Below are 20,778 nucleotides of genomic sequence, written 5' to 3' on the forward strand. Positions count from 1 at the left end.
GCCAAGATGCCATTTCAAAACCCGCTGAACAGCCGCGCAATCCCACCTTTATGATCGGCAATTTCGATTAAACTTCCAGTGACATTACGGCCACCTGGAGAGCTCGGATGCCTTTGCGAATAATGGGTTCGTGTTTGCGGCGCGCGAGTATCGCGGTGTGGACTGCCTGATGCAGCGTCGGCGCTCCCTCGACCAGGAACGATGGGAGCTCGGCAGTGAACCTGCGCGCATCGTCGCTACGCATATAGCAGGTGCCGCCGGTTCGTCGGAGCATGATTTCCGCCAGAGTTTCCGATCCCGTCGAAAGCCGGCAGATCGCCAGCTCGGCCAGCAGCTCTGCGTGCGTCTTTTCCAGCACGGCGGTGTAGCCCGGGCGAATGTAGGTTTCAGGGTCGACGTCGGACAGCGTTCTGGCAGCCGTCGAAACCATTACATATTCCTCGACCATCAGATGTTCGTAGGCGATCTCAGGCAGATAGCGAGGCGCATAAAGCACGGCGATATCCAGATTTCCCATGCTTAGATCGCTGACCATCTGGTTCGAATAATCCGACTCGACATGGATCGAGGATTTGGGAAGCGCCTGGCACAGTGTCTCGACCCATCCTGGCAGCACCGAGCGGGTCATGCCCACCTGTGCGGCGATGCGCAACGTGCCCTCGAAACGGTTGAACGCTCGCACATCGTGTCGAGCTTGCGACCAGGTCGACAGCAGGGATCTGGCATAGGCTTCGAACCGCCGCCCGGCGGCCGTCGGCTCAGCGCCGGCGCGCCCGCGCAGAAAGAGCTCGGACCCGATCGCGCTCTCCAGATTCTTGATGCGGGTGCTGATCGTCGACTGGGTCAACCCCAACCGGTCGGCGGTACGATTGAAGTTTCGCGACTCGATGATGTCGAGAAAGGTTTCGATGTGATCTAGCTGCACGTGACCTCCCGATCGAAAAAGTCGATCATATTGCGCAGGATCATAAGCTTGATCAAACAATACTCAAGGCGGAAGCTGCACGCGGTGAAATCGGCCGGCAGATCGGCCAGGCTGAAGCTACGGAGCTGATCAACGTGTTCATAGTCGACTGCGATTGTCACAATTACTGGTCAAGCGCGACCGTATTGGAGCCTTACCTTTCCGGCCTATGGAAGGACATGTTCGTCGAAGGCGAGAAGACAGGTCCCGTTGGCGCCTTCCCGCATGGCCATCGTCCCTGGTTTCATCCGCAGGACTTCTCCCGCAAGGACGTCCGTCCGAAAACGGAAGTCGACAACTATTTCATCATGAAAGACAAGCACCTCGACAAGTACAAGGTCGATGTGGCGATCCTGACCGGCGATGAGCCGATCGAGGCTTCTACCCTCGCCAATCCCTATTATGCCAGCGCGCTCGTCAGCGCCTACAATGATTACCAGATCGACCAGTGGCTGCCGAAGGACGACCGCTTCATGGGCTCGATCATCATCGCGCCACAGGATCCGAAGCTCGCGGCGGCCGAGATACGCCGCCTGGGCAATCATCCGCGCATGGTTCAAGTTCTTGCCTCGCAAGGCTCCGTCAAGCCCTATGGCGATCCGTTTTACCATCCAATCTACGAAGCCTGTGCCGAAGTGGGGCTGCCCTTTGCCATTCATCTGGGCGGCCATGGCGGCGTGAATTCGACCGCGATTGCTCCGGCCCCGACGACATTTTTCTGGGAAACCCATGCCATCCTGCACATGTCGGCGATTTCACATGTCGCGAGCATGATTGCGCATGGCGTCTTTGAAAAATGGCCGGACCTCTACTTCGTGGTCATCGAATGCGGTGTCGCCTGGGTGCCGTCGGTACTGTGGCGCCTTGACGCCGATTACAAAGCGCTGCGCAAAGAGACGCCATGGCTGAAGATGCTGCCGTCGGAATATTGCCGGCGCAACATCCGCTTTTCCACGCAGCCGCTGGAGCAGCCCGCAAACCTCCAGCATCTCTGGTCCACTCTCGAGGCGATGGACGGCGAAAACACGCTGATGTTTGCCTCCGACTATCCGCATTGGGATTACGACGACGCCAACACGCTGCAAATCCCTCCCGCCTGGAAGAGCAAGATCATGGGCCTGAATGCGCTGGAGGTCTACAAGCGCATTCCCCGCGCGCAAGCGGCGAATGCCGCCTGAGGAAGCAGACGATGCCCGAGAAGACATACATTTGCCGCGTCGACGAGATCGAAACAGGGTCTCCCTTCATCGCCAAGATCCGCAGCCTTTCGGTCGGCGTCTTTCGCGTCGGAGACTCATTCCACGCGCTGCTGAACGTTTGTCCGCACCGCGGCGCTCCGCTTTGCGAGGGGCCGCAATGCGGAACAACTGCACCGGTCGAAGAGGCGCAATTCATCTATCACCGCGAAAACGAGATCGTGCGCTGCGCCTGGCATGGCTGGGAATTCGACATCAAATCAGGCGCGGCCCTGGTCGATCCGTCCGTTCGCGCGCGCACATTTCCAGTCACCGTCGAGGCGGGCAGCATCTATGTGACAGCCTGATCGGGGTGCGGATTTGCGCGGTCAGAAGAAAGGGTGATCGCGGCTGAAGAGCAGATTTCTTCACAGGTGCTTGACGAACAATAACGCGGAAAATCCGCAATGGGAGAGTCAAATGTCAGAATCTGAATACAAGCTTGGTATCGCTCAAAGCCACATTGGCCGCGGCAAGATTTCCCGTCGCGACTTCATTCATCTTGGGCTGGCCGCTGGGCTGACGCTCACCGCCGCGGACAAGCTCTTCGTCAGCACGGCCCGGGCCGAACCGCTGCAGGGCGGCTTTGCGAAGCTCGGCATGGCACATGGCGCAACGACGGATTCGATCGATCCGGCCGGTTACCTGGACACATTCACACAAACCGCGTTCTCGGGCTCGATGTCCAACAGCCTCACCGAGGTCGACGCGAAAGGCAACGTCCAGCCGGACCTGGCCGAGAGCTTTGAATCATCCGATGGCGCCAAAACCTGGGTCTTCAAGCTGCGCAAGGGCGCAACCTTCCACAACGGCAAGAATGTGACGGCGGACGATGTCGTGACTTCGCTGCGCTATCATATGGGCGACGAAACCAAATCGGCAGCGAAGCCGCTGCTTGAGCCCGTCGCCAGCGTCAAGGCGGACGGCCCGGAGACGGTTGTCTTCACGTTGAAGAGCGGCAATGCCGATTTCCCTTACATCATGAGTGACTACCATCTGGTCATCATGCCGGCCAAGGACGGCAAGGCGGATTGGGGATCCGGCGTTCGCACCGGTGCTTTCGTGCTCGAGAATTTCCAGCCCGGTGTATCGGCCAAGCTCAAGCGCAATCCGAACTACTTCAAGAACGGCAAGCCCTATCTCGACGAGGTGGAGTTCATCGCCATCACTGATCTCGCCGCTCGCATGGCCGCGCTATCGACAGGGGAGGTGGACTATATTGGCCGCGCCGACCTCAAGACCCTCGGCATGTTGAAACGCAACCCCAAGGTGGAGATCGTCGAGGTCACCGGCTATGGCCACTATACCTTGCCGATGAATGTCACGATGGCGCCGTTCGACAATCCGGACGTCCGAATGGCTTTGAAATGGGCGATCAACCGTCAGGAGATCGTCGATAAGATCTTTCTCGGCCACGCCACTGTGGCCAACGACAACCCGATCGCGCCAGCGATCAAATTCGCTACGAATCCGCAGCCGCAGCACAGTTTCGATCCGGAAAAAGCCAAGCATTATCTGAAAAAGGCCGGGATGGAAAAACTAAAGGTGGACCTCTCGGTCGCCGATGCCGCCTTTGCCGGCGCGGTGGACGCGGCTGCGCTCATCCGCGAGACGGCAGCCCAGTGCGGCGTCGACGTAAACGTCGTGCGTGAGGCCGAGGACGCCTATTGGGACAATGTCTGGCTCAAGAAACCTTGGTGCGCTTCCTATTGGAGCGGTCGCGCGACGGCCGACTGGATGTTCACGCAAGCTTTCGCCGCAGACTCCAGCTGGAACGAGTCGTTCTGGAAAAATCCCCGCTTCAATGAGTTGCTTGCCCAAGCGCGCGCTGAGACGGACGAGGCAAAGCGGGCGGCAATGTATGCCGAGATGCAGCAGCTGACCCATGATGATGGGGGCAGCATCGTGCTGGTCTTCAACAATTTCGTCAGCGCCAAATCCAATAAGCTCGCACATGGCGAAGTGGCGCCGAACTGGGAGAACGATGGATTGAAGATGGCCGAACGCTGGTGGATCGCCACTGCGTGAGAGTGCGGGCCGGACGCGCGACGGTTGCGAGGGTCCGGTTCGTCTCGGCGTGCCCTGCCGGGTGGGGCAGGGCAGCGGCGGCAACGGGAAACGCGTGCAAATGAACCCCGTCGCAAGAACGGTTCTGCAGCGCCTTGGCCTCGGCCTGGTCACGCTGTTCATCGTGTCCATCATTATCTTCTCGGCGATTGCAATGCTGCCGGGCGACTTCGCCAAGGCGACGCTCGGGCAATCCGCGACACCCGAAACGGTCGCCGCCTTCCAGCGAGAAATTGGTATCGACCGTCCGCCCGTCGAGCGCTACCTCGTCTGGGTCGGGCAGATGCTCCAGGGTGATTTCGGCTCTTCGTTCGCGAGCCGCACCGGATATCGGCGCACCGTCGCCGAGATCATCGCGCCACGCCTCTACAATACGATGTTCCTCGCGTCGATGACCGCGCTGATCGCAGTTCCGCTGGCCCTGGGACTTGGCATCCTCGCTGCGCTCTACCGCAATGGCTGGTTCGACCGGCTGGTGAACGCAGTGACGCTGACAACCATTTCGTTCCCGGAGTTTTTCGTCGCCTATATGCTTGCCTATCTCGTCATCTCGCGCGACACGTTCATCGGATCCGAGTTCGCACAATCCCTACCGCACTGGCTCGCAGTGTCACTGAACTGGATACTCAACGCAGTTCCCAAGTTCCCGACATTGTCGAATGTGAACGACCAGACCCCGTTCTGGGAGCATGTCTGGAGAGTGGCCTTGCCGGCGACCACGCTTACGCTCGTCATCGTGGCGCACATGATGAGAATGACACGAGCGGCGATCATCAACATGCTGGCAAGCCCCTACATCGACATGGCGCGTCTCAAGGGAATGTCGCCCATCGCCATCGTACTCAGGCATGCCTTGCCCAACGCATGGGCTCCGATCGTCACGGTGGTGGCGTTCAATCTTGCTTATCTCGTCGTCGGAGTGGTCGTTGTCGAAGTGGTGTTCGTCTATCCCGGCATCGGTCAGCTGATGGTTGACGCGGTCAAATCAAGGGATGTTCCGGTTGTCCAGGCTTGCGCCTTGATTTTTGCGGCGACCTATATCCTCCTCAATCTGACCGCCGATATCATTTCCATCGCCACCAATCCCAGGCTCTTGCATCCACGATGACCAGCTACGAACCCCTCACTCAGGTTCACAGGCTGAGGCGCTCGCGCGCCACCCGGGCCAAAACGGCGCTGAAGAAGGCACCCTTCAGTGCCTGGTTCGGCATCCTTGTGATCATCGGCTATGTCATCGTTGCGGTCTTCGCGCACTGGATCGCCCCATACGGCGAAACACAGGTCTTCAGCGAAGCCTTCGCACCGTGGAGCCAGCAGTTCAAACTGGGAACCGACCAGCTCGGCCGCGATATGCTCACACGCTTGATTTACGGTGCGCGCAACACCATCGGTATCGCTGTGGCGACCACGCTGCTGTCCTTCGCGGTCGGCGTCTCCCTCGGCCTTCTAGCCGCATTGTATAGGGGATGGCTCGACCAGATACTGTCGCGTGCGGTGGACGTGTTGATGTCGATCCCAAGCCTGATCTTCGCCCTGGTGCTGCTTTCGATCTTCGGCTCGTCGATCACCAGCCTGATAATCATCATAGCGCTGCTCGATTCCACCCGCGTCTTTCGGCTCGCGCGCGCCGTCGGGCTTAACGTGGCAGTGATGGAATATGTCGAAGTGGCGCGATTGCGCGGCGAAGGCCCGAAATGGATCATCGCCAAGGAAATCCTTCCCAACGTGATGCCGCCGCTGGTCGCGGAGTTCGGCTTGCGATTTTGCTTCGTATTTCTCACGATCGCGGCACTGTCCTTCCTGGGCGTCGGTATTCAGCCGCCGACCGCTGATTGGGGGTCGATGGTGCGCGAGAATGCGACCCTGATCACCTACGGTGATGTCACGCCTCTGCTGCCGGCCGGCGCCATCGCTCTCCTCACGGTCTCCGTGAATTTCGTCGTCGACTGGTTCCTGCACGCAACAAGCGGGTTGCGCGATGAAAGGTAGCGATCCGGCCTCGCGCGAAAAAGGCAAGGATCTGCTTCAGATCCGCAATCTGCATGTGGAGGGTTTCTCGGACGAGCGGTGGCATCCCATTGTCCGCGGGGTCGATCTGTCGCTGAAGCGGGGGGAGGTTCTTGGCCTGATCGGCGAGTCAGGCGCCGGCAAGTCCACCATTGGCCTCGCCGCGATGGGTTACGCCAAGCCGGGCTGCCGTATTACACAGGGCTCGATCTTGTTCGACGGGATCGATCTTCTGGCACTCAGCGAAACAGGGCGGCGTCGCCTCCGAGGCTCCCGTATCGCCTATGTCGCGCAAAGCGCCGCAGCCTCTTTCAATCCGGCCCACCGGCTCCTCGACCAGACTGTCGAAACTGTGGTGGCGCATGGGATTGCCAGCCGAGAGAAAGCGAACCGGAGTGCCGTCGATCTTTATCGGCGTCTTCAGCTTCCAGATCCCGAGACCATCGGCTTTCGCTATCCTCATCAGGTTTCCGGCGGACAGTTGCAACGGGCAATGACCGCAATGGCAATGGCTTGCCGTCCGGACCTCATCGTCTTCGACGAGCCAACGACGGCGCTCGATGTGACGACGCAGGTCGAAGTTCTCGCCTCCATTCGCAACATCGTGGAGGAATTCAACACCGCTGCAATCTATGTGACGCATGATCTGGCGGTGGTGGCGCAAATGGCGGATCGCATCATGGTTTTGCGCGATGGACTTACCGTGGAGGAGGCAGAAACGCGCCAGATGCTCGCTTCGCCCAGCCAGGAATATACCAAAACGCTCTGGGCCGTGCGCAAGCTCGCCAAGCCCGAAGTTCCGGCTGATGAATATCTGCTTACCATAGACAAGGTCACCGCGGCTTACGCGCGGACGGTCAAGGTGCTCCAGGATGTTTCCATCAAAGTTCCGCGTGGAAGAACAGTGGCTGTGGTCGGCGAATCCGGTTCCGGGAAATCGACGCTCGCGCGCGTCGTTACCGGCCTGTTGCCGCCGCTTTCGGGGTCAATTTCCTTTGCCGGCCAGGCCCTTTCCAAGACCCTGAAGACGCGCCCAAAAGAGGTACTGCGTCGCATACAGATGATTTATCAAATGCCCGACAACGCGCTAAATCCGCGCCAGACGGTCGAAGAAGTCATAGCTCGGCCGCTTGAATTCTATCTTGGCCTCAAGGGAGCGCAGCGGGATCGGCGGATCGGCGAACTCATACACATGGTCGAGATGAGCGAAACTTACCTGGATCGTCTGCCGGCCGAACTGTCGGGGGGCCAGAAGCAGCGCGTTTGCATCGCCCGGGCGTTGGCCGCCGATCCGGAACTCATCATCTGCGACGAAATCACATCCGCCCTCGACCAGATAGTGCAGGAGGAAATCCTGAAGCTCTTGATGCGGCTTCAGCGCGAGCTCGCCATGAGCTACATTTTCATCACCCATGACATTGCCACCGTGCGGGCGATCGCCGACGAGATTGTGGTCATGCACCAAGGGAAAGTCGTTGAGCAGGGGTTAAAGAGCGAAATTCTCACGCCGCCGCATCCCCCCTATACTGAACGGCTTTTATCCTCCGTGCCGGAGATGGATCCGGACTGGCTCACAAAGCTGCTGGCCAGCCGAAGGATGTGATCGTCCGGCAGAGTGTTCTACGGTTTACAGTCTCGCGGAAGGCGCTCGGCCAAACCGCACTTGATCGCAAACGGACAGCGCGTATCGCCCCGTCCATGGGGGGACAGGTGCCCTTTGCCGCCGTTCGATTTTCTGAGAGCATGACTCGGTACGCGCAAACCGGGAGCCGATATTCCATGCCCACAAGAACCCATGCCAGTGAAGCGCGCCGTTGGTTTGCCGAAGACCTGCGTGTCGCGTCACCCGTCTTGCACAATCCTGCGGTCATCGAGGCCTTCGCAAAGATTCCGCGCGAACACTACCTTGGCAACGGACCATGGCGCATCCATTCGCGATTGCAAATCGGGGCGGTCCACACGAGCCCTTCAGCCGCAGTTCATGAGATTTACCACGACGTTCTGGTCTTGCTTGACGAAAAACGCGGACTAAACAGCGGCTTGCCGTCGCTTTGGGCATTGGTTTTCGACCATCTGAATATCACTCCCGGCCAGACCGTCCTTCAGGTGGGCGCAGGTGTCGGCTATTTCACCGCCATCCTCGCTGAACTGACGGGTTCTCAAGGACGCGTGATCGCCTATGAGATCGACGAAGAACTAGCCCGGCGCGCGCAAAGCAATCTTGCTCATTATGCGCATGTCGAAGTGACGTCCGGTGATGCAACGCAGGCGATTGATCTGCCAGACCTCAATGTCGTGGTCGCCTTTGCCGGAGTGACGCATGTGCCGGAACGGTGGCTTTCAAATTTGTCCGACGCTGGCCGGATGGCATTGCCGTTCACAGGTGAAGACCGACGAGGTTTCATGATGCTTCTGGAAAGGGCTGGCGATACGTTTCCCGTACGATCACTTGTGCCATGCGGGTTTTACCCCTGCAGCGGAGCCAGGCGCAGTGACGAAGAAAAGGCCTTGATGGACGCCCTCAAGGCTGCGCGAGGCAAGGTCACCCGTCTCGCGCAATATCACCGAGGGCGACCAAAAAATGGCCTCGAGAACGCTTGGTTGGTGACCGACACATACTGGATTTCGAAAGCCTAGTTTGATGTCGATTGCGTGTCACCGTCGTGGCGTGCGGCACGGCTTTGCACGAGCGCTCTATGCGGTCGGAAGCAGTCCGAAACATCATTGCGTCCGAAATTTCCCCGATCCGCGCGTGGGGATCGCAGCCGCGGTCCTGGCCGGCTGCAGCGCAGGCTTCCTCTTGTCCGAAGACGGACTGGAACCTTCCCGTACAGCACGATCCGCCGCCGAGACGTCTCCGACCAGCGACGCAAGCTCAGTCTCGTCGAGCGTCTCGGTCTCGAGCAGCCTGCGTGCCGCCCTTTCCAGCACGTCGCGCCGCTCGGTGAGCAGGCTGACGGTTCGTTCGAACGCGGCCGCCACAATGTCGCGTATTTCCGTGTCGATGGCATCGGCGGCGGCTTCGCCGTAATCGTGCTCGCGCGGGCCGCCGGCGAGCGGGTTGGGGCTCAGGAACGAGCGTGGGTCCTTTTCCAGCGCCACGTGCCCGAGTTTTGCCGACATGCCGTAACGCGTCACCATGGCGCGCGCTATGTCGGTCACCTTGGCGAGATCATCGGCGGCTCCGGTGGACAGATGGCCGAATACGATCCATTCGGCCGCCCTGCCGCCGAGCAGCACCGCCATCTTGTTGTCCAGCTCCTCGCGTGTCATCAGGAAGCGGTCCTCGGTCGGACGCTGGATGGTGTAGCCGAGCGCGCCGACGCCGCGTGGTATGATCGACACCTTGTGCACCGGATCGACGCCAGGCAGTGCCATGGCTACCAGCGCATGACCCATTTCATGATAGGCGACGATCTCGCGCTCCTTCGGGTTCAGGAGCCGGTTGCGTTTCTCCAGTCCCGCGACGATGCGCTCGACCGCATTGTTGAAATCCTCCATCGTTACTGCATCCGCCTTGCGGCGCGTGGCGAGCAACGTCGCCTCGTTCACGAGATTGGCCAGGTCGGCACCGGTGAACCCGGGCGTCAGCGCGGCGACCTTTTCCGCATCGACATCGGTCGCCAGCTTGGCCTTGCTCATATGCACCTGCAGGATCTTGATGCGACCCTGTTTGTCCGGCCGGTCGACGAGCACCTGGCGGTCGAAACGGCCGGCGCGCAGAAGTGCCGGATCGAGGATTTCAGGACGGTTCGTCGCGGCCAGCAGCACGACGCCGATCTGTGGATCGAAACCGTCGAGTTCGACCAGAAGCTGGTTGAGCGTCTGCTCCTTCTCGTCGTGGCCGCCGACCATGGTCCCGCGGGCGCGGCCAAGCGCGTCGAGCTCGTCGATAAAGATAATCGCGGGAGCCTTGGACCGCGCCTGTTCGAAAAGATCGCGCACGCGCGCGGCCCCGACCCCCACGAACATCTCCACGAACTCCGAACCGGAAATCGAGAAGAACGGAACCTTGGCTTGCCCCGCGACGGCCTTGGCGAGCAGGGTCTTGCCCGTGCCCGGCGGGCCGACCAGCAGCACGCCTTTGGGCATTCGGCCTCCAAGGCGGCCGTATTCGCCCGGGTTCTTGAGAAAATCCACAATCTCCTGCAACTCGGCCTTGGCCTCGTCGACCCCCGCCACATCGTCGAACGTCACCCCGGTGTTGGCTTCGACATAGATTCTGGCCTTGCTCCTGCCAATTTGCATCAAACCTCCGACGCCGCCGTCCATGCGTCTTAGAAGCAGCATCCACAGCCCAAAGAAGACGAGCACCGGCACGACCCAGGAAAGCAGGTCGCTCAGCAAGGTGCTTTCGACCTGGCCGGTCACCGTGACACCATGTTGCTGCAGGTCACGGGCGAGGTTCGGCTCGACGCGTGTGGTGATGAATAGCGGCCTGCCGTCTTGCGGCTCCTTGAAGCGGCCCTGGATGAAGCGGTCCGAAACCTGCACCTCGGCGATTTTGCCGGCGTTCAGCAGGGTCTCGAACTGGCTGTACGGTATCTGGGCGACGTGCTGCGTCGTGGCATAGATGTACTGGACGACCATCACGCCCACGAACGCAGCGATCCAGTACCAGATATTGAACTGCGTCTTTCTGTTGCTCATGTCCATGGCAGCCTCCAGAGGGAAACGGATATAGGTCGCCCAGCCCGCGCGGCATCGGTGTAGACAGGGTCCGGCGCAAAAAAGTGGGGGCTCAGACCAGCCGGCGACGATAATGGGTCAGTCATTGTCCTTTCCTGTGCGGCATGCCCGGCGAACCCGTCATGCCGTTTTCCTCCGCCGGATAGACCCCCTTCAGAACGTCGTTGAAATGATGGCTGACGGCCGCATTGCACTCGCAGGCAAGCGAGCGCAGTCCTTCTGGACTGCGTACCGCAAGCCGGGAGCGCCGGGTTTCGATGACGCCGCGCTGCCGCAGGTCGCGAATGACCCGGCTCAGATAGGAGCGGCCTACTCCCAGCATTGTTGCAAGCTGTTCCTGTGTCACCGCCAGGTCTTCGGCTCCCGTCCGTTCCGTTGCGGCCAGAAGCCATCTCGCCGTGCGCTGTTCGATCGAATGCGCTGCGCTGCAGGCGACGGATTGGAATACCTGCGCCATCAGGCAATCAGCGTAGCGGGCAAACAGGTGTCGCAATGTCAAGGAACGCAATTTGGCCTCTTCGAGATGGTGCAGGTCGATCCTGAAGAATGAACCGCCGAGTTGAACTTCGGCCCGTGCATACGCCGGAAGTCTGCCTTGGCTGACGATGCCGCCGACCGCTCCTTCACGTCCGATGAGCGCAGTCTCGATCGCTCGCCCGTCGCTCAGCACGACGCGGTAGGAGACCAGGGCCGATCCGCGCGGGAAATAGGCGTAGCGGACTGCATCGCCTGGCTCGTGCAGCAAGGTCCCGGCGGGCGCCGACCATTGTTCGAGCCTCCGTTGCAGGATCTCCCAGTCCTCAGCTCTGAGGGCCCGAAGCAGGTTGTTTCCGATCGGGTCCGATCGTTTTCGAGGGTTCTCCATCGCACTCCTCTTCCCCAAAGGGCGGCATTTACAACGACCGGCGCGGAGAAATGTTCACAAGTGCGCAGACGAGGCGGGCGCAGCTATCTACAAATTGCACAGGGGCGCTGATCCAGGCCTCACCGAGCGCGAGCCGCGGGTGCATCGGCTTCCAGGCAGACCGACGGCTGCTCAGGGAAGAAAAATGCCGGCGACTGGATTCCGTGGCGTGGCGCTCGCGCACGCCGAAAACTGCAACTCCCTGCAGCAAGGCGTGAACATGAGCGTCAGTCATCGGTCCAATCCAGGGGCCAACGGCCTGCTTCGCCTGTATGTCGCCGGCGATGCGCCGGGCGCCCGTCGGGCGCTGGAAAGCCGTCTGAAAATAGTGGAGGAGTTGGGCGGCAGTATCGAAATCCAGGTCGTCGACGTCCTCGCGCATCCTGAAGAGGCGGAAAGGGCCGGCATTCTAGCGACGCCGACGCTCTCGGATGAGTCAACCACCCCTCCACGCCGGCTGATTGGCGACATCAGCAACATCGCTCAGGTTCTCGACTATTTCGGTTATCGCAAGAAGGACAGTGGCTATGACCACAGCTGAAGAGATCCTCATCGATCCCGTGCTCGAACGCGTCAGGACCGGTATCGAGGCTTTCGACGATCTTGTGATGGGCGGCCTGCCGCGCGGGCGCACCACTATCGTCGGAGGCACGCCCGGCAGTGGCAAGACTGTATTTGCGACGCAGTTTCTGGCCCACGGCATCACCGTGCTCGACGAGCCCGGCGTCTTCGTCACGTTCGAGGAATCGCCGGTCGAGATCGAGGTCAACATGGCCAGCTTCGGCTGGGACATCCGCCGTTGGCGGGAGACCAACAAGCTGGTCTTCGTCGACGCCAGCCCGCGTGACCACGACCAGATGATTATCGGCAATTTCGATTTGTCAGGCTTGCTGACGCGTGTCCTGCACGCTGCGCGAAACGCCGCGGCGAAGCGCATCGTGCTGGATTCCGTCACCCAGCTCTTCGACCACTTCGTGGCGGAGCAGACGTCGGTGCGTCGGGAGCTCCTTCGCATCGCGACAGCGCTAAAAAGGGAAGGTTTGACGGTGCTGATGACGGCCGAACGCAACAGCGAGTATGGCGAGATCTCCCGCCACCGAATCGAGGAGTTCGTTGCCGACAATGTCGTGATCCTGCGCAACGCGCTCGACCGCGAGCGGCGCAGGCGCACGATCGAAGTTCTCAAAATGCGGGGCAGCCGCCACGTCGAGGGCGAGGTGCCGATCACGCTTGTGGTGAAGCAAGGCATAGTGGCGGTGCCGCTGTCCTCATTGCGGCTCGAGCAGCAATCGAGCACGAAACGGGTGACGAGCGGCACTCCGGAACTCGACAGGATGTGTGGCGGTGGATTCTTCCGCGACAGCGTCACCCTCGTCAGCGGTGCGACGGGCACCGGAAAGACGCTGCTGGTGACAAACTTTCTGGCAGGCGGCGCAGCGGCTGGCGAACGTGCCTTGCTGGTGGGCTACGAGGAGAGCCGCGGCCAGCTATTCCGCAATGCGCGCGGCTGGGGCGTCGATTTCCAGGCCATGGAGGCGGATGGCCGGCTGAAGGTCGTTTGCATTTACCCCGAAGCGCAGAACCTGCCAGACCACCTCTTGATGGTCCGCGAACTCGTTGAGGAGTTCAAACCTGACCGGATCGCTATCGACAGCCTGTCGGCATTGGAACGGATCGCGCCGGAGAACGGCTTCCGGGAATTCCTGATCAGTCTCACTTCCTTCATCAAGAAACACGAGATCGCTGGCCTTTGCACGGCCACCAACAAGTCGCTCGTCGGCGGCCAGAGTGCCAGCGAACAGCATATTTCAACCCTCACGGACTCGATCATCCTGTTGCGGTACATCCAGGAAGGGGATTTCATGCATCGCGGGATCATGGTGCTGAAAATGCGCGGCAGCGAGCATGACAAGCAGATTCGGCGGTTCACAATCGACGGAGCCGGCATGCATCTCGGTCAGCCCTTCGACGGCGCACCCGATGTGTTCGGCGACTTCGCCGCGTCCTCGGCGTGAGGAGCGTTGAGATGGCGCGCGGCGCAGCCGAAATCTCCGACCAATACGGCGACGCAAGTCTGACGGGCATCAGCCAGCTCGACTTTCGACGGCTGATCGAAACCACGGCCGACGGGGTTCTCGTCGTCGATCTGTCGGGAACGGTGCTTTATGCAAATCCGGCGGCCGCCGCGATCTTCGGTTATCCGGCTGCCGATCTCGTCCATATTCCCCTCGGGCGGCCGGTCATATCGGGTGAAACCACGGAAATCACCGTCCACAGACCCAATCGAGCACCAGCCGAAGTGGAAATGCGGACGGTTGAGCTTAGCTGGGACGGTAGGCCGGCGCTGCTTGCCAGCCTTCGCGACGTGTCCGCGCAACGCGCGCAGCAGGAGCGTCGACGTCAATCGCAGAAGCTCGAAGCGATCGGCCGGCTCGCTGCCGGCATCGTTCACGACATCAACAATCTGCTCGCGGTGTTCGAATCGGGGCTGCGACTGCTTCAGAAGCAGCTGCGCGAGGATCCTGCCAATCCGAACACGGCGGTGCTGATCGAAGAGTTGCTCAAACGAACGCAAAACGGCGGTGCGCTCACGCAGCAATTGCTCGCGTTCTCTCGCGGACAGTCGCTGTATCCGGAGACGATCGATCTGAATGGACGAATCGAAGCCGTCACGATGCTGTTGGAGCGGACGCTGGGGAACGGGATCCGCATCAGCCTTGAGCTGGATCCGGCACTTGGCCCTGTCGTCGTCGACGCCAATCAGCTCGACGTTGCCATCCTGAACCTGGCTGTGAATGCCAAGGACGCGATGGCTGGCAGGGGCATGCTGGCTATCGAGACCAGCGATACTCCCGGCGACATCGACGACGCGCCCGCTCTGGGAGCCTCTTTCGTTCGGGTCACGGTCAGCGATACGGGGTGCGGGATGAGCAAGGAGGTTCTGGCCCAGGTGTTCGAGCCGTTCTTTACCACCAAGGCCGATGGCCGGGGAACCGGACTTGGGCTTAGCCAGGTCTACGGCTTCATCAAGCAGTCCGGGGGGCATGTTCGGATCGAGAGTGCGGTCGGCGAGGGAACAAGCGTTCATCTCTTTCTTCCCCGCGCGCCAAGCACAGGAAATGACGAGCTGCAAATGCAGAGCGAGATCCGGCTCAATACACGTTGGTGAAAAAGCGGCCTGGGCTTCGGCTGCCGATGTGCCTGGCCGCAATGTCTACCATGGAAGACCGCATCCATGGCGCTTGAAAAAAGCGGGCCCGGAAACCCGGGCCCGCCGGAGATGCTGGTCAGGCCGTTGAAAGCGGACGATGCCGAAGAACCAGAGGCTTCCGGCAGCCAAGGCCGCCACGATGACACCCACGATCACATGTACCCACATGGCCGTTGCCAGGGCCGAAAAACCGAGGGCCCAAGGCGAGATCAGCGTCCACAGCCCAACCACCAGGTTTGCCCATTCCTCGTAGGCATGGAAAGCAACCAGGGCACCCACGGCGATCAGGGCAATCACCGCACCGGCGATCCAGGCATTCCAGGCCGCATAGGTTTCAGCCGCAAATCCGAGATACCAAGGCGACAGTACCAGCGCTATGCCGGCGATCACATTGACGATATCGATCACCGGACGATTTTCAGTTTTCAGCCATTTCTCCATTGTTCATCCTCCTTTCCTGACATGGTCAGTGCACCGCCCTCTGAGCGAAGGCGGGTGCGGCGGCCAGGGATTGCCCTTCGCCGCGAAGCTTTCTTCGTTGGCCGGGCCGAACCCGGCCATCGCGCGGAACCGAACCGGCCAGAACGAAGGGCTTGACCTCGTCGGGCTGGAAGCGGTTGCCGGCGATCTCGCGCAGGGCAAGTTCGACGGGCGCCGTCACTTTGTCGGTCAGGCGAGGCTCGGCACCCCGGCTGAGCGCACGAGCCCGTCCCGCCGCGGCGACGGCCAGTGCGAAACGGTTCGGCACGGTATTTTCACAGTCGAGCACGATCAGCGGATCCATGACGCCACCTCACATTGCCTTCTGCTTCTGTTCAGGAATGGAAACGGCCAAGTTCGCTGCCGTAGCTGGCTCCAGTGCGAGCAGTGCCAATTCCACTTCGTCGAGCCGCGTCGGACGCGCGTTTTCAGGCATCCCCTCAGCCGTCGCGAGATCTACCAGATACTCGTTCCACGCCCAGTTGCGCAGGATGGCGCGTTTCTCGTCGGCTGTCAGAAGAGGATCGACGACCACTTCCATTGGCGATGCATAAAGCGCCTCCGGGTCCGTCAGCGCCGGTCCATAATGCGGCGCCTGCGAAACCCCGCCGTAGCTGCTCTGCAGCAAGGCCCACTGGAGGCGGTTCCAGACAACGTTTGCGCCGACCTGCAGCCGCTGTTCCGTATGTGAAGATCCGACATCGGATTCTTCGGCCGCCGCGCTTCCTTGAACCGTGTAGGCAAGCCCTTGGCGTTCGGCATAGTCGATGGCAGCCTGAACCGTCGGAAAATCGAGCTCGACCTGGGTCAGCGTGTCACCGCTTCCGGTGTAGCCCATCAACGGTTCGATCACCGGCGCAGTACGCCGCTGGAACGCCAGACGCCAGCCTTTCGGCCGCGCACGGCCCGAGGTCATGACTGAGCGGCAAGGCTTGTAGATCCGCGCCACCGCATCATACGGGAACTCGGATCTACCGAATGACAGCGCTCGCCCGCGGTTGTCGTTTGCCGGTTCGAGATTTTCTACGACTGGTGTGACTTCTCTTTCTTGCTTCTGCATCATTCATCCCTCCCATTTTGGCGAAGGATGCGCCGGAGGCAGCGGCTGCCGCCTCCGACTTGCTCCATGCGTCAGTGCGTGATCGGGATGCGCTTCACCTTGGACTGCGCGTTCGGATTCTTCGGCAGCGTCAGGGTCAGGACGCCATTGGCAAAGGACGCCTTGACCTTGTCATCCTCGACCTCGTAGCCGAGGGGTATGCGCCGCTCGAAGCGACCGTAGAAGCGTTCGGAGTAGTCCTTCTCGTCGGTCTCCGACCGCTTTTCGCCACGCAGGGTCAGCACGTCTTCGTCGAGCAGGACTTCGATGTCCTTCTCTTCCATGCCGGGGACCTCGGCGGTGACGCGAAGCTCATTGTCCGACTCCGAAATCTCCACCTTCGGCCAGCCGCTATCGAAAGGCGAAAGCTGCCCCATGGTAGTAGGCAAGCGCGTCTCGAAGCTCCTCAACATATCGTCAAAGAGCCTGTTTACCTCGCGGTGAAGCGAAAGGAAGGGATCGCCACCGCTATAGATGCTCGGGGCCTGGTTGTTGTTGCGGCCCCACGGGATAAGGTCACGCATGTTCATCTTCATTCACCTCCACGTTCAACCGTGCGGCACCGGACGATTGCCGGTGCCTGTCGCTTCTGATTTGACTTCAGGCTGCGTTCTTTTCGGCTTCGATCTGCCGCGGCGCTGCTTTTGCCGTGCTGCCGGCGATGGCGATCCGGCGCGGTTTCATCTCTTCGGGAAGCTCGCGCTTGAGATCGATATTCAGCAGCCCGTTGTCCAGGCTGGCGCCGACGACCTTCACATGGTCGGCCAGTTCGAACTGACGCTCGAAGGCGCGCCCGGCAATGCCGCGATAGAGATACTGGCCGTTATCGTCGCCAGATTGCGACCCGCTCACAACCAGCAGGTTAGGCTGATGAGTGATGGTCAACTGATCCTGCGAGAAGCCGGCGACCGCCATGGTGATGCGATAGTCGTCCTCACCAGTCTTGGCGATGTCGTAGGGCGGCCAATTGTCTATCGCAGTGACACGGCTCGCATTTTCGAGCATGTTGAAAATGCGATCGAAGCCGATGCTGGACCGGAACAGAGGGGTAAAATCGAGGTTTGTCCTCATAGCCACATCCTCCTTTGAGCAACATGGATACAAGAAGACGCCAAGAGAGCCTTGACGCCTCCTGGACTTACGCCGGCCCCATCTGGCGACCGGCTATTATTGATCTAGAACAGCGTCTTACGCGTTCAAGAGGGGGTAGGAAAATTTTCAGGCGAGATCCGGATATATAGACGAATGGGCGGGGAGAAGCAGCAATGCCGCTGGCGAGTTCCTCGCCAGCGGTCCCTCGGCGAGGGGCGGCGTTTCGCTCAAAGTCAATCGACCGATGCTGTGAAACCGGCGATGCTGTCGACCCCACGACCGCGACCGGCGCCGGGAAGCTCCTCAATTGATCCAATTGGCGCAACGCATCCATGATGGCGTCGAAGCTGACCGGTTCGGTGGCTCCCGGCGGCATACGCAGCGCCGGCACTGATTCCACCGCACAGGCATCCGATGCCCATGACGAAAGGATCGCACGCTTCTCCTGGGCGTCCAGCGTCACGTCGGCCAGCACGTCCTGGGGACGCTCGAAATGCCGTGCCGGATGGAGCAACCGGTCAAGAAAAACATCAGGGCCTTCGTGCCCGATCGGGGGAAAACTCGTCGAAATGGTTCGTTCCATCGATGGTCCTCCGCTTCGAATAGTCTCCTCTGTTGACCTCATTTTGGTGGTTCTCGCGATTTCCACCAGCTGAAATTTTGGAGAGTTTCGACCAAATTTCAATGGCCCCGCAAGGCCACATCTTCTCAGTTCAGCCCGCCATCAACATTTTTTCGAGCCGGTGAAACAATCGGCGTGAATCTCAGTTCTTGCGTCTGGGATAGCAGCGCTAAGGCGGTCGGCAGGAGAACCAATCATGTCTTACATTTCCTCCAGGAAGCGACTGTGCATCGGCCTCGTCGCAGGAGTTTTGATGCTCTCGGCTGGCGGCTTTGCTCCCGTTTCAGCACAGGAAATCCCGAACGACTTCAGCGCAATCGTGCGTCAGAAGCTGCCGGCCGTGGTCGCGATCACGACCAGGCAGATCATCCAGGACCAAACGATGCTCGACGATTTTCTCAATCCCTTCGACAGCCGCGGGCCTGCCCAGCCGCAGGTGCGAGAAGCTCTTGGCTCCGGCTTCGTGATCAGTCCCGAGGGCTACATCGTCACCAACAATCATGTCGTGGCCGACTCCACCGAAATCCATGTCGTATTCTCCGACAAGGAGACTTCGCCGGCGCGACTGGTGGGCCGCGATCCGGCAACGGACATCGCGGTGCTGAAGATCGATCCACGCCCCAACATGACGACCACGGCCTGGGGTGACTCTGACGCAATGCAGCCGGGTGCCTGGACCATCGCGATTGGCAGTCCCTTCGGGCTCGGGGGAACCGTTACCGTCGGTGTTCTGTCGGCCCGCTCGCGCGACATCCAGGCCGGCCCTTACGACGATTTCCTCCAGACGGACGCCTCGATCAATAGAGGCAATTCCGGCGGCCCGCTGTTTAACGCGCGCGGCGAAGTGATCGGCGTCAACACGGCCATCGTCTCGCCGTCAGGCGGCAGCATCGGCATCGGCTTTGCGGTGCCGTCCCGAACTGCACGGAGCATCGCCGATCAGCTGATCCGCACCGGCCGGATCGAGCGCGGTTTCATCGGGGTGCGTCTCCAGGAGGTGACCCCGTCGCTTGCCGAGGCGCTTGGAATATCGGGCATCAAGGGAGCGCTGGTCGCCTCGGTCGAGCCCGGCAGTCCGGCGGAGAAGGCAGGTTTGCAATCGGGCGATGTGATCACCCGGTTCAACGGCAAGGACATCCAGGGCGTCCATGACTTGACGCTGGCGGCAGCGAACGAAAAGCCAGGATCGAAGGCGACGCTGACAAGGAACCGCGGCGGCTCCCAGCAGGAGGTGGAGCTGACCGTCGGCCAACGCAAGGACGAGGAGGTACAGACCGGTGCCGTTCCGAGTCCGGAAGCCGCGGACCAACGCCTCGGACTGTCGCTCAGCCCCATTCCGGACGAAGCGCGCCAGCAACTCGGTCTCCCGCCGGGTAGCACCGGCGTGTTTATCCAGGAAGTGGCGCCAAATAGCCTCGCCGCCGAGAACGGCCTTCGGCCTGGCGACGTCATCGTCTCGGCCAACAACCGCAACGTGACGCAGCCATCGGATGTTCAGCAAGAGTGGACGAAATCCCGTCAGCAGAAAAAGCCCATCTTGTTCCGCATCGAAAGGCAGGGACAATCGCTTTTCGTCGCGGTGGCCGCCTCCTGACGCGGCACCGCGTTAGATTAGGCGCACAGACGACGAAATGGCCTTGATGGCCACCGTCACGGCTGCCCGCTGCAAGATTACCGGTCGCGCGCACCATCATCGAGGGCGACCAGCCAAATGGCGCGAGAATGCCTGGCCGATGACCGACGCATGCTGGATCGAAAGCCTGGCGATCGATATCAATCTCGCGTGACGCCGCCATAGGGTGTGGCACGCATTGAAGGGCGTTCCACGAAGAATCTATACCATTGTTTCAGTCGCGGCCTTCGCTGCAAGAAGTCACGGGACACCCCTCAAGGAGCCTTCGGGGGAACGTAATCAACCTTCGGACTTGCCAGCCTGTAACTTTCTGACCAGGTCGATCAGCTGATCCAGATCCGCACGTGTAAGCGCAAGCATCTCGGCAGGGGGCTTGTGATATTCCCTTGTCAATTCCTCAATGGTTGCAGCACCCTTGGTCGTAAGCTTGACAAGTTTGACACGGCGATCCCTTGGCGACGGAACCCGCTCGGCGAGCCCCGCCTGCTCCAACCGGTCGACCAGCCAGGTCGCCGTCGAAGGGTCGCAGTGCCATTGAGCGGCCAATGCGCCGATCGGCTTGCCCGCATCTTTGTCGAGGGTGAAGAGGGCGCGCGAGTCGTTGGGCGTCAGGCCCAATTTCTGCTGGATCGCCAACCGGTCCGGCGCGGACCGCATCAGGAAATCAAACATCAGGCGCCAGGCCTCGGCGGCGTGCTGCAAGCGATCTTTGCCCGGTCCCATTCCACGCTCCTTCGTGTCTTGACACATACTTGGACCAATCATATGAGTTTAT

Annotated in this window: 21 protein-coding genes and 1 pseudogene; 12 read left to right on the forward strand and 10 right to left on the reverse strand. The window is 60.6% G+C overall.

Going from position 1 to position 20,778, the window contains the following annotated elements:
• Positions 1 to 67 precede the first annotated feature (67 nt).
• Positions 68 to 925, reverse strand: coding sequence for a LysR family transcriptional regulator (locus tag AC0L2P_RS12465; protein ID WP_473501515.1), 858 nt, complete (start codon positions 923 to 925; stop codon positions 68 to 70).
• A 134-nt stretch (positions 926 to 1,059) separates the two neighbouring features.
• Here AC0L2P_RS12465 and AC0L2P_RS12470 point away from each other — a divergent pair, with 134 nt between their 5' ends.
• From AC0L2P_RS12470 to AC0L2P_RS12500, 7 genes are all read left to right on the forward strand, one after another.
• Complete coding sequence (locus AC0L2P_RS12470) at positions 1,060 to 2,142, forward strand: amidohydrolase family protein (protein ID WP_473501516.1); 1,083 nt, start codon at positions 1,060 to 1,062, stop codon at positions 2,140 to 2,142.
• Positions 2,143 to 2,153: 11 nt separating this feature from the next.
• Complete coding sequence (locus tag AC0L2P_RS12475) at positions 2,154 to 2,507, forward strand: Rieske (2Fe-2S) protein (protein WP_254819866.1); 354 nt, start codon at positions 2,154 to 2,156, stop codon at positions 2,505 to 2,507.
• A 112-nt stretch (positions 2,508 to 2,619) separates the two neighbouring features.
• Complete coding sequence (locus AC0L2P_RS12480; protein WP_473501518.1) at positions 2,620 to 4,227, forward strand: ABC transporter substrate-binding protein; 1,608 nt, start codon at positions 2,620 to 2,622, stop codon at positions 4,225 to 4,227.
• A gap of 100 nt (positions 4,228 to 4,327) precedes the next feature.
• A complete protein-coding gene (locus tag AC0L2P_RS12485; RefSeq protein WP_473501519.1) occupies positions 4,328 to 5,374 on the forward strand; it encodes an ABC transporter permease in 1,047 nt (348 codons plus the stop codon).
• Positions 5,371 to 6,255 (forward strand): ABC transporter permease, encoded by an 885-nt coding sequence (locus AC0L2P_RS12490; RefSeq protein WP_473501520.1) that lies wholly within the window; start codon positions 5,371 to 5,373, stop codon positions 6,253 to 6,255. The genes AC0L2P_RS12485 and AC0L2P_RS12490 overlap by 4 nt, the downstream gene beginning before the upstream one ends.
• Complete coding sequence (locus AC0L2P_RS12495) at positions 6,245 to 7,876, forward strand: ABC transporter ATP-binding protein (protein ID WP_473501521.1); 1,632 nt, start codon at positions 6,245 to 6,247, stop codon at positions 7,874 to 7,876. Before AC0L2P_RS12490 ends, AC0L2P_RS12495 begins: the two co-directional genes overlap by 11 nt.
• 176 nt (positions 7,877 to 8,052) lie before the next feature.
• Positions 8,053 to 8,910, forward strand: a complete 858-nt coding sequence (locus AC0L2P_RS12500; protein ID WP_473501522.1) for a protein-L-isoaspartate O-methyltransferase family protein — start codon at positions 8,053 to 8,055, stop codon at positions 8,908 to 8,910.
• Between the two features lie 84 nt (positions 8,911 to 8,994).
• On the opposite strand, the gene ftsH is transcribed toward AC0L2P_RS12500, so the two are convergent.
• Positions 8,995 to 10,929, reverse strand: coding sequence for an ATP-dependent zinc metalloprotease FtsH (gene ftsH, locus AC0L2P_RS12505; protein ID WP_473501523.1), 1,935 nt, complete (start codon positions 10,927 to 10,929; stop codon positions 8,995 to 8,997).
• Between the two features lie 115 nt (positions 10,930 to 11,044).
• The gene (locus AC0L2P_RS12510; RefSeq protein ID WP_473501524.1) at positions 11,045 to 11,827 is read right to left on the reverse strand and encodes a Crp/Fnr family transcriptional regulator; all 783 of its coding nucleotides are present in this window, start codon (positions 11,825 to 11,827) and stop codon (positions 11,045 to 11,047) included.
• 184 nt (positions 11,828 to 12,011) lie between these two features.
• Here AC0L2P_RS12510 and AC0L2P_RS12515 point away from each other — a divergent pair, with 184 nt between their 5' ends.
• From AC0L2P_RS12515 to AC0L2P_RS12525, 3 genes are read left to right on the forward strand one after another with little or no spacing between them, the layout of a single operon-like run.
• Positions 12,012 to 12,407 (forward strand): circadian clock KaiB family protein, encoded by a 396-nt coding sequence (locus tag AC0L2P_RS12515; protein ID WP_473501525.1) that lies wholly within the window; start codon positions 12,012 to 12,014, stop codon positions 12,405 to 12,407.
• Complete coding sequence (gene kaiC / locus AC0L2P_RS12520) at positions 12,394 to 13,881, forward strand: circadian clock protein KaiC (RefSeq protein ID WP_473501526.1); 1,488 nt, start codon at positions 12,394 to 12,396, stop codon at positions 13,879 to 13,881. The genes AC0L2P_RS12515 and kaiC overlap by 14 nt, the downstream gene beginning before the upstream one ends.
• A gap of 11 nt (positions 13,882 to 13,892) precedes the next feature.
• A complete protein-coding gene (locus tag AC0L2P_RS12525) occupies positions 13,893 to 15,035 on the forward strand; it encodes a two-component system sensor histidine kinase NtrB (RefSeq protein WP_473501527.1) in 1,143 nt (380 codons plus the stop codon).
• A 118-nt stretch (positions 15,036 to 15,153) separates the two neighbouring features.
• Here AC0L2P_RS12525 and AC0L2P_RS12530 read toward each other — a convergent pair.
• The 6 genes and pseudogenes from AC0L2P_RS12530 to AC0L2P_RS12555 form a co-directional block, all read right to left on the reverse strand.
• Positions 15,154 to 15,518 (reverse strand): annotated as a pseudogene (locus AC0L2P_RS12530) (SPW repeat protein).
• Positions 15,519 to 15,543: 25 nt separating this feature from the next.
• Complete coding sequence (rpoZ, locus tag AC0L2P_RS12535; RefSeq protein WP_473501529.1) at positions 15,544 to 15,861, reverse strand: DNA-directed RNA polymerase subunit omega; 318 nt, start codon at positions 15,859 to 15,861, stop codon at positions 15,544 to 15,546.
• A gap of 9 nt (positions 15,862 to 15,870) precedes the next feature.
• A complete protein-coding gene (locus AC0L2P_RS12540) occupies positions 15,871 to 16,620 on the reverse strand; it encodes an NADH dehydrogenase ubiquinone Fe-S protein 4 (RefSeq protein ID WP_473501530.1) in 750 nt (249 codons plus the stop codon).
• 68 nt (positions 16,621 to 16,688) lie between these two features.
• Positions 16,689 to 17,186 carry an Hsp20/alpha crystallin family protein gene (locus AC0L2P_RS12545; RefSeq protein WP_473501531.1) on the reverse strand — a complete coding sequence of 166 codons (498 nt, stop codon included), beginning with the start codon at positions 17,184 to 17,186 and terminating at the stop codon, positions 16,689 to 16,691.
• A gap of 70 nt (positions 17,187 to 17,256) precedes the next feature.
• The gene (locus tag AC0L2P_RS12550; protein ID WP_473501533.1) at positions 17,257 to 17,727 is read right to left on the reverse strand and encodes an Hsp20 family protein; all 471 of its coding nucleotides are present in this window, start codon (positions 17,725 to 17,727) and stop codon (positions 17,257 to 17,259) included.
• Between the two features lie 67 nt (positions 17,728 to 17,794).
• Positions 17,795 to 18,331 (reverse strand): hypothetical protein, encoded by a 537-nt coding sequence (locus AC0L2P_RS12555; RefSeq protein WP_473501534.1) that lies wholly within the window; start codon positions 18,329 to 18,331, stop codon positions 17,795 to 17,797.
• A gap of 235 nt (positions 18,332 to 18,566) precedes the next feature.
• On the opposite strand from AC0L2P_RS12555, the gene AC0L2P_RS12560 reads away from it, so the two are divergent.
• Complete coding sequence (locus tag AC0L2P_RS12560) at positions 18,567 to 19,964, forward strand: Do family serine endopeptidase (protein WP_473501535.1); 1,398 nt, start codon at positions 18,567 to 18,569, stop codon at positions 19,962 to 19,964.
• 46 nt (positions 19,965 to 20,010) lie between these two features.
• Positions 20,011 to 20,157: a hypothetical protein gene (locus tag AC0L2P_RS12565; RefSeq protein ID WP_473501536.1), complete on the forward strand. Its 147-nt coding sequence runs from the start codon at positions 20,011 to 20,013 to the stop codon at positions 20,155 to 20,157.
• 125 nt (positions 20,158 to 20,282) lie between these two features.
• On the opposite strand, the gene AC0L2P_RS12570 is transcribed toward AC0L2P_RS12565, so the two are convergent.
• Positions 20,283 to 20,726 carry a MarR family winged helix-turn-helix transcriptional regulator gene (locus tag AC0L2P_RS12570; RefSeq protein WP_473501537.1) on the reverse strand — a complete coding sequence of 148 codons (444 nt, stop codon included), beginning with the start codon at positions 20,724 to 20,726 and terminating at the stop codon, positions 20,283 to 20,285.
• Positions 20,727 to 20,778: the final 52 nt, after the last annotated feature.

The organism is Mesorhizobium sp. WSM4836 (genome assembly GCF_055811815.1).

What these genes read in the sequence shown, in the direction of transcription:
- rpoZ (WP_473501529.1), bottom strand. Translation starts at nt 15,861, where the DNA reads ATGGATCCGCTGATCGTGCTCGACTGTGAAAATACCGTGCCGAACCGT.
- AC0L2P_RS12540 (WP_473501530.1), bottom strand. Translation starts at nt 16,620, where the DNA reads ATGATGCAGAAGCAAGAAAGAGAAGTCACACCAGTCGTAGAAAATCTC.
- AC0L2P_RS12560 (WP_473501535.1), top strand. Translation starts at nt 18,567, where the DNA reads ATGTCTTACATTTCCTCCAGGAAGCGACTGTGCATCGGCCTCGTCGCA.
- AC0L2P_RS12495 (WP_473501521.1), top strand. Translation starts at nt 6,245, where the DNA reads ATGAAAGGTAGCGATCCGGCCTCGCGCGAAAAAGGCAAGGATCTGCTT.
- AC0L2P_RS12510 (WP_473501524.1), bottom strand. Translation starts at nt 11,827, where the DNA reads ATGGAGAACCCTCGAAAACGATCGGACCCGATCGGAAACAACCTGCTT.
- AC0L2P_RS12500 (WP_473501522.1), top strand. Translation starts at nt 8,053, where the DNA reads ATGCCCACAAGAACCCATGCCAGTGAAGCGCGCCGTTGGTTTGCCGAA.
- ftsH (WP_473501523.1), bottom strand. Translation starts at nt 10,929, where the DNA reads ATGGACATGAGCAACAGAAAGACGCAGTTCAATATCTGGTACTGGATC.
- AC0L2P_RS12565 (WP_473501536.1), top strand. Translation starts at nt 20,011, where the DNA reads ATGGCCACCGTCACGGCTGCCCGCTGCAAGATTACCGGTCGCGCGCAC.
- AC0L2P_RS12570 (WP_473501537.1), bottom strand. Translation starts at nt 20,726, where the DNA reads ATGGGACCGGGCAAAGATCGCTTGCAGCACGCCGCCGAGGCCTGGCGC.
- kaiC (WP_473501526.1), top strand. Translation starts at nt 12,394, where the DNA reads ATGACCACAGCTGAAGAGATCCTCATCGATCCCGTGCTCGAACGCGTC.
- AC0L2P_RS12485 (WP_473501519.1), top strand. Translation starts at nt 4,328, where the DNA reads ATGAACCCCGTCGCAAGAACGGTTCTGCAGCGCCTTGGCCTCGGCCTG.
- AC0L2P_RS12515 (WP_473501525.1), top strand. Translation starts at nt 12,012, where the DNA reads ATGCCGGCGACTGGATTCCGTGGCGTGGCGCTCGCGCACGCCGAAAAC.
- AC0L2P_RS12550 (WP_473501533.1), bottom strand. Translation starts at nt 17,727, where the DNA reads ATGAGGACAAACCTCGATTTTACCCCTCTGTTCCGGTCCAGCATCGGC.
- AC0L2P_RS12545 (WP_473501531.1), bottom strand. Translation starts at nt 17,186, where the DNA reads ATGAACATGCGTGACCTTATCCCGTGGGGCCGCAACAACAACCAGGCC.
- AC0L2P_RS12475 (WP_254819866.1), top strand. Translation starts at nt 2,154, where the DNA reads ATGCCCGAGAAGACATACATTTGCCGCGTCGACGAGATCGAAACAGGG.
- AC0L2P_RS12555 (WP_473501534.1), bottom strand. Translation starts at nt 18,331, where the DNA reads ATGGAACGAACCATTTCGACGAGTTTTCCCCCGATCGGGCACGAAGGC.
- AC0L2P_RS12525 (WP_473501527.1), top strand. Translation starts at nt 13,893, where the DNA reads ATGGCGCGCGGCGCAGCCGAAATCTCCGACCAATACGGCGACGCAAGT.
- AC0L2P_RS12480 (WP_473501518.1), top strand. Translation starts at nt 2,620, where the DNA reads ATGTCAGAATCTGAATACAAGCTTGGTATCGCTCAAAGCCACATTGGC.
- AC0L2P_RS12490 (WP_473501520.1), top strand. Translation starts at nt 5,371, where the DNA reads ATGACCAGCTACGAACCCCTCACTCAGGTTCACAGGCTGAGGCGCTCG.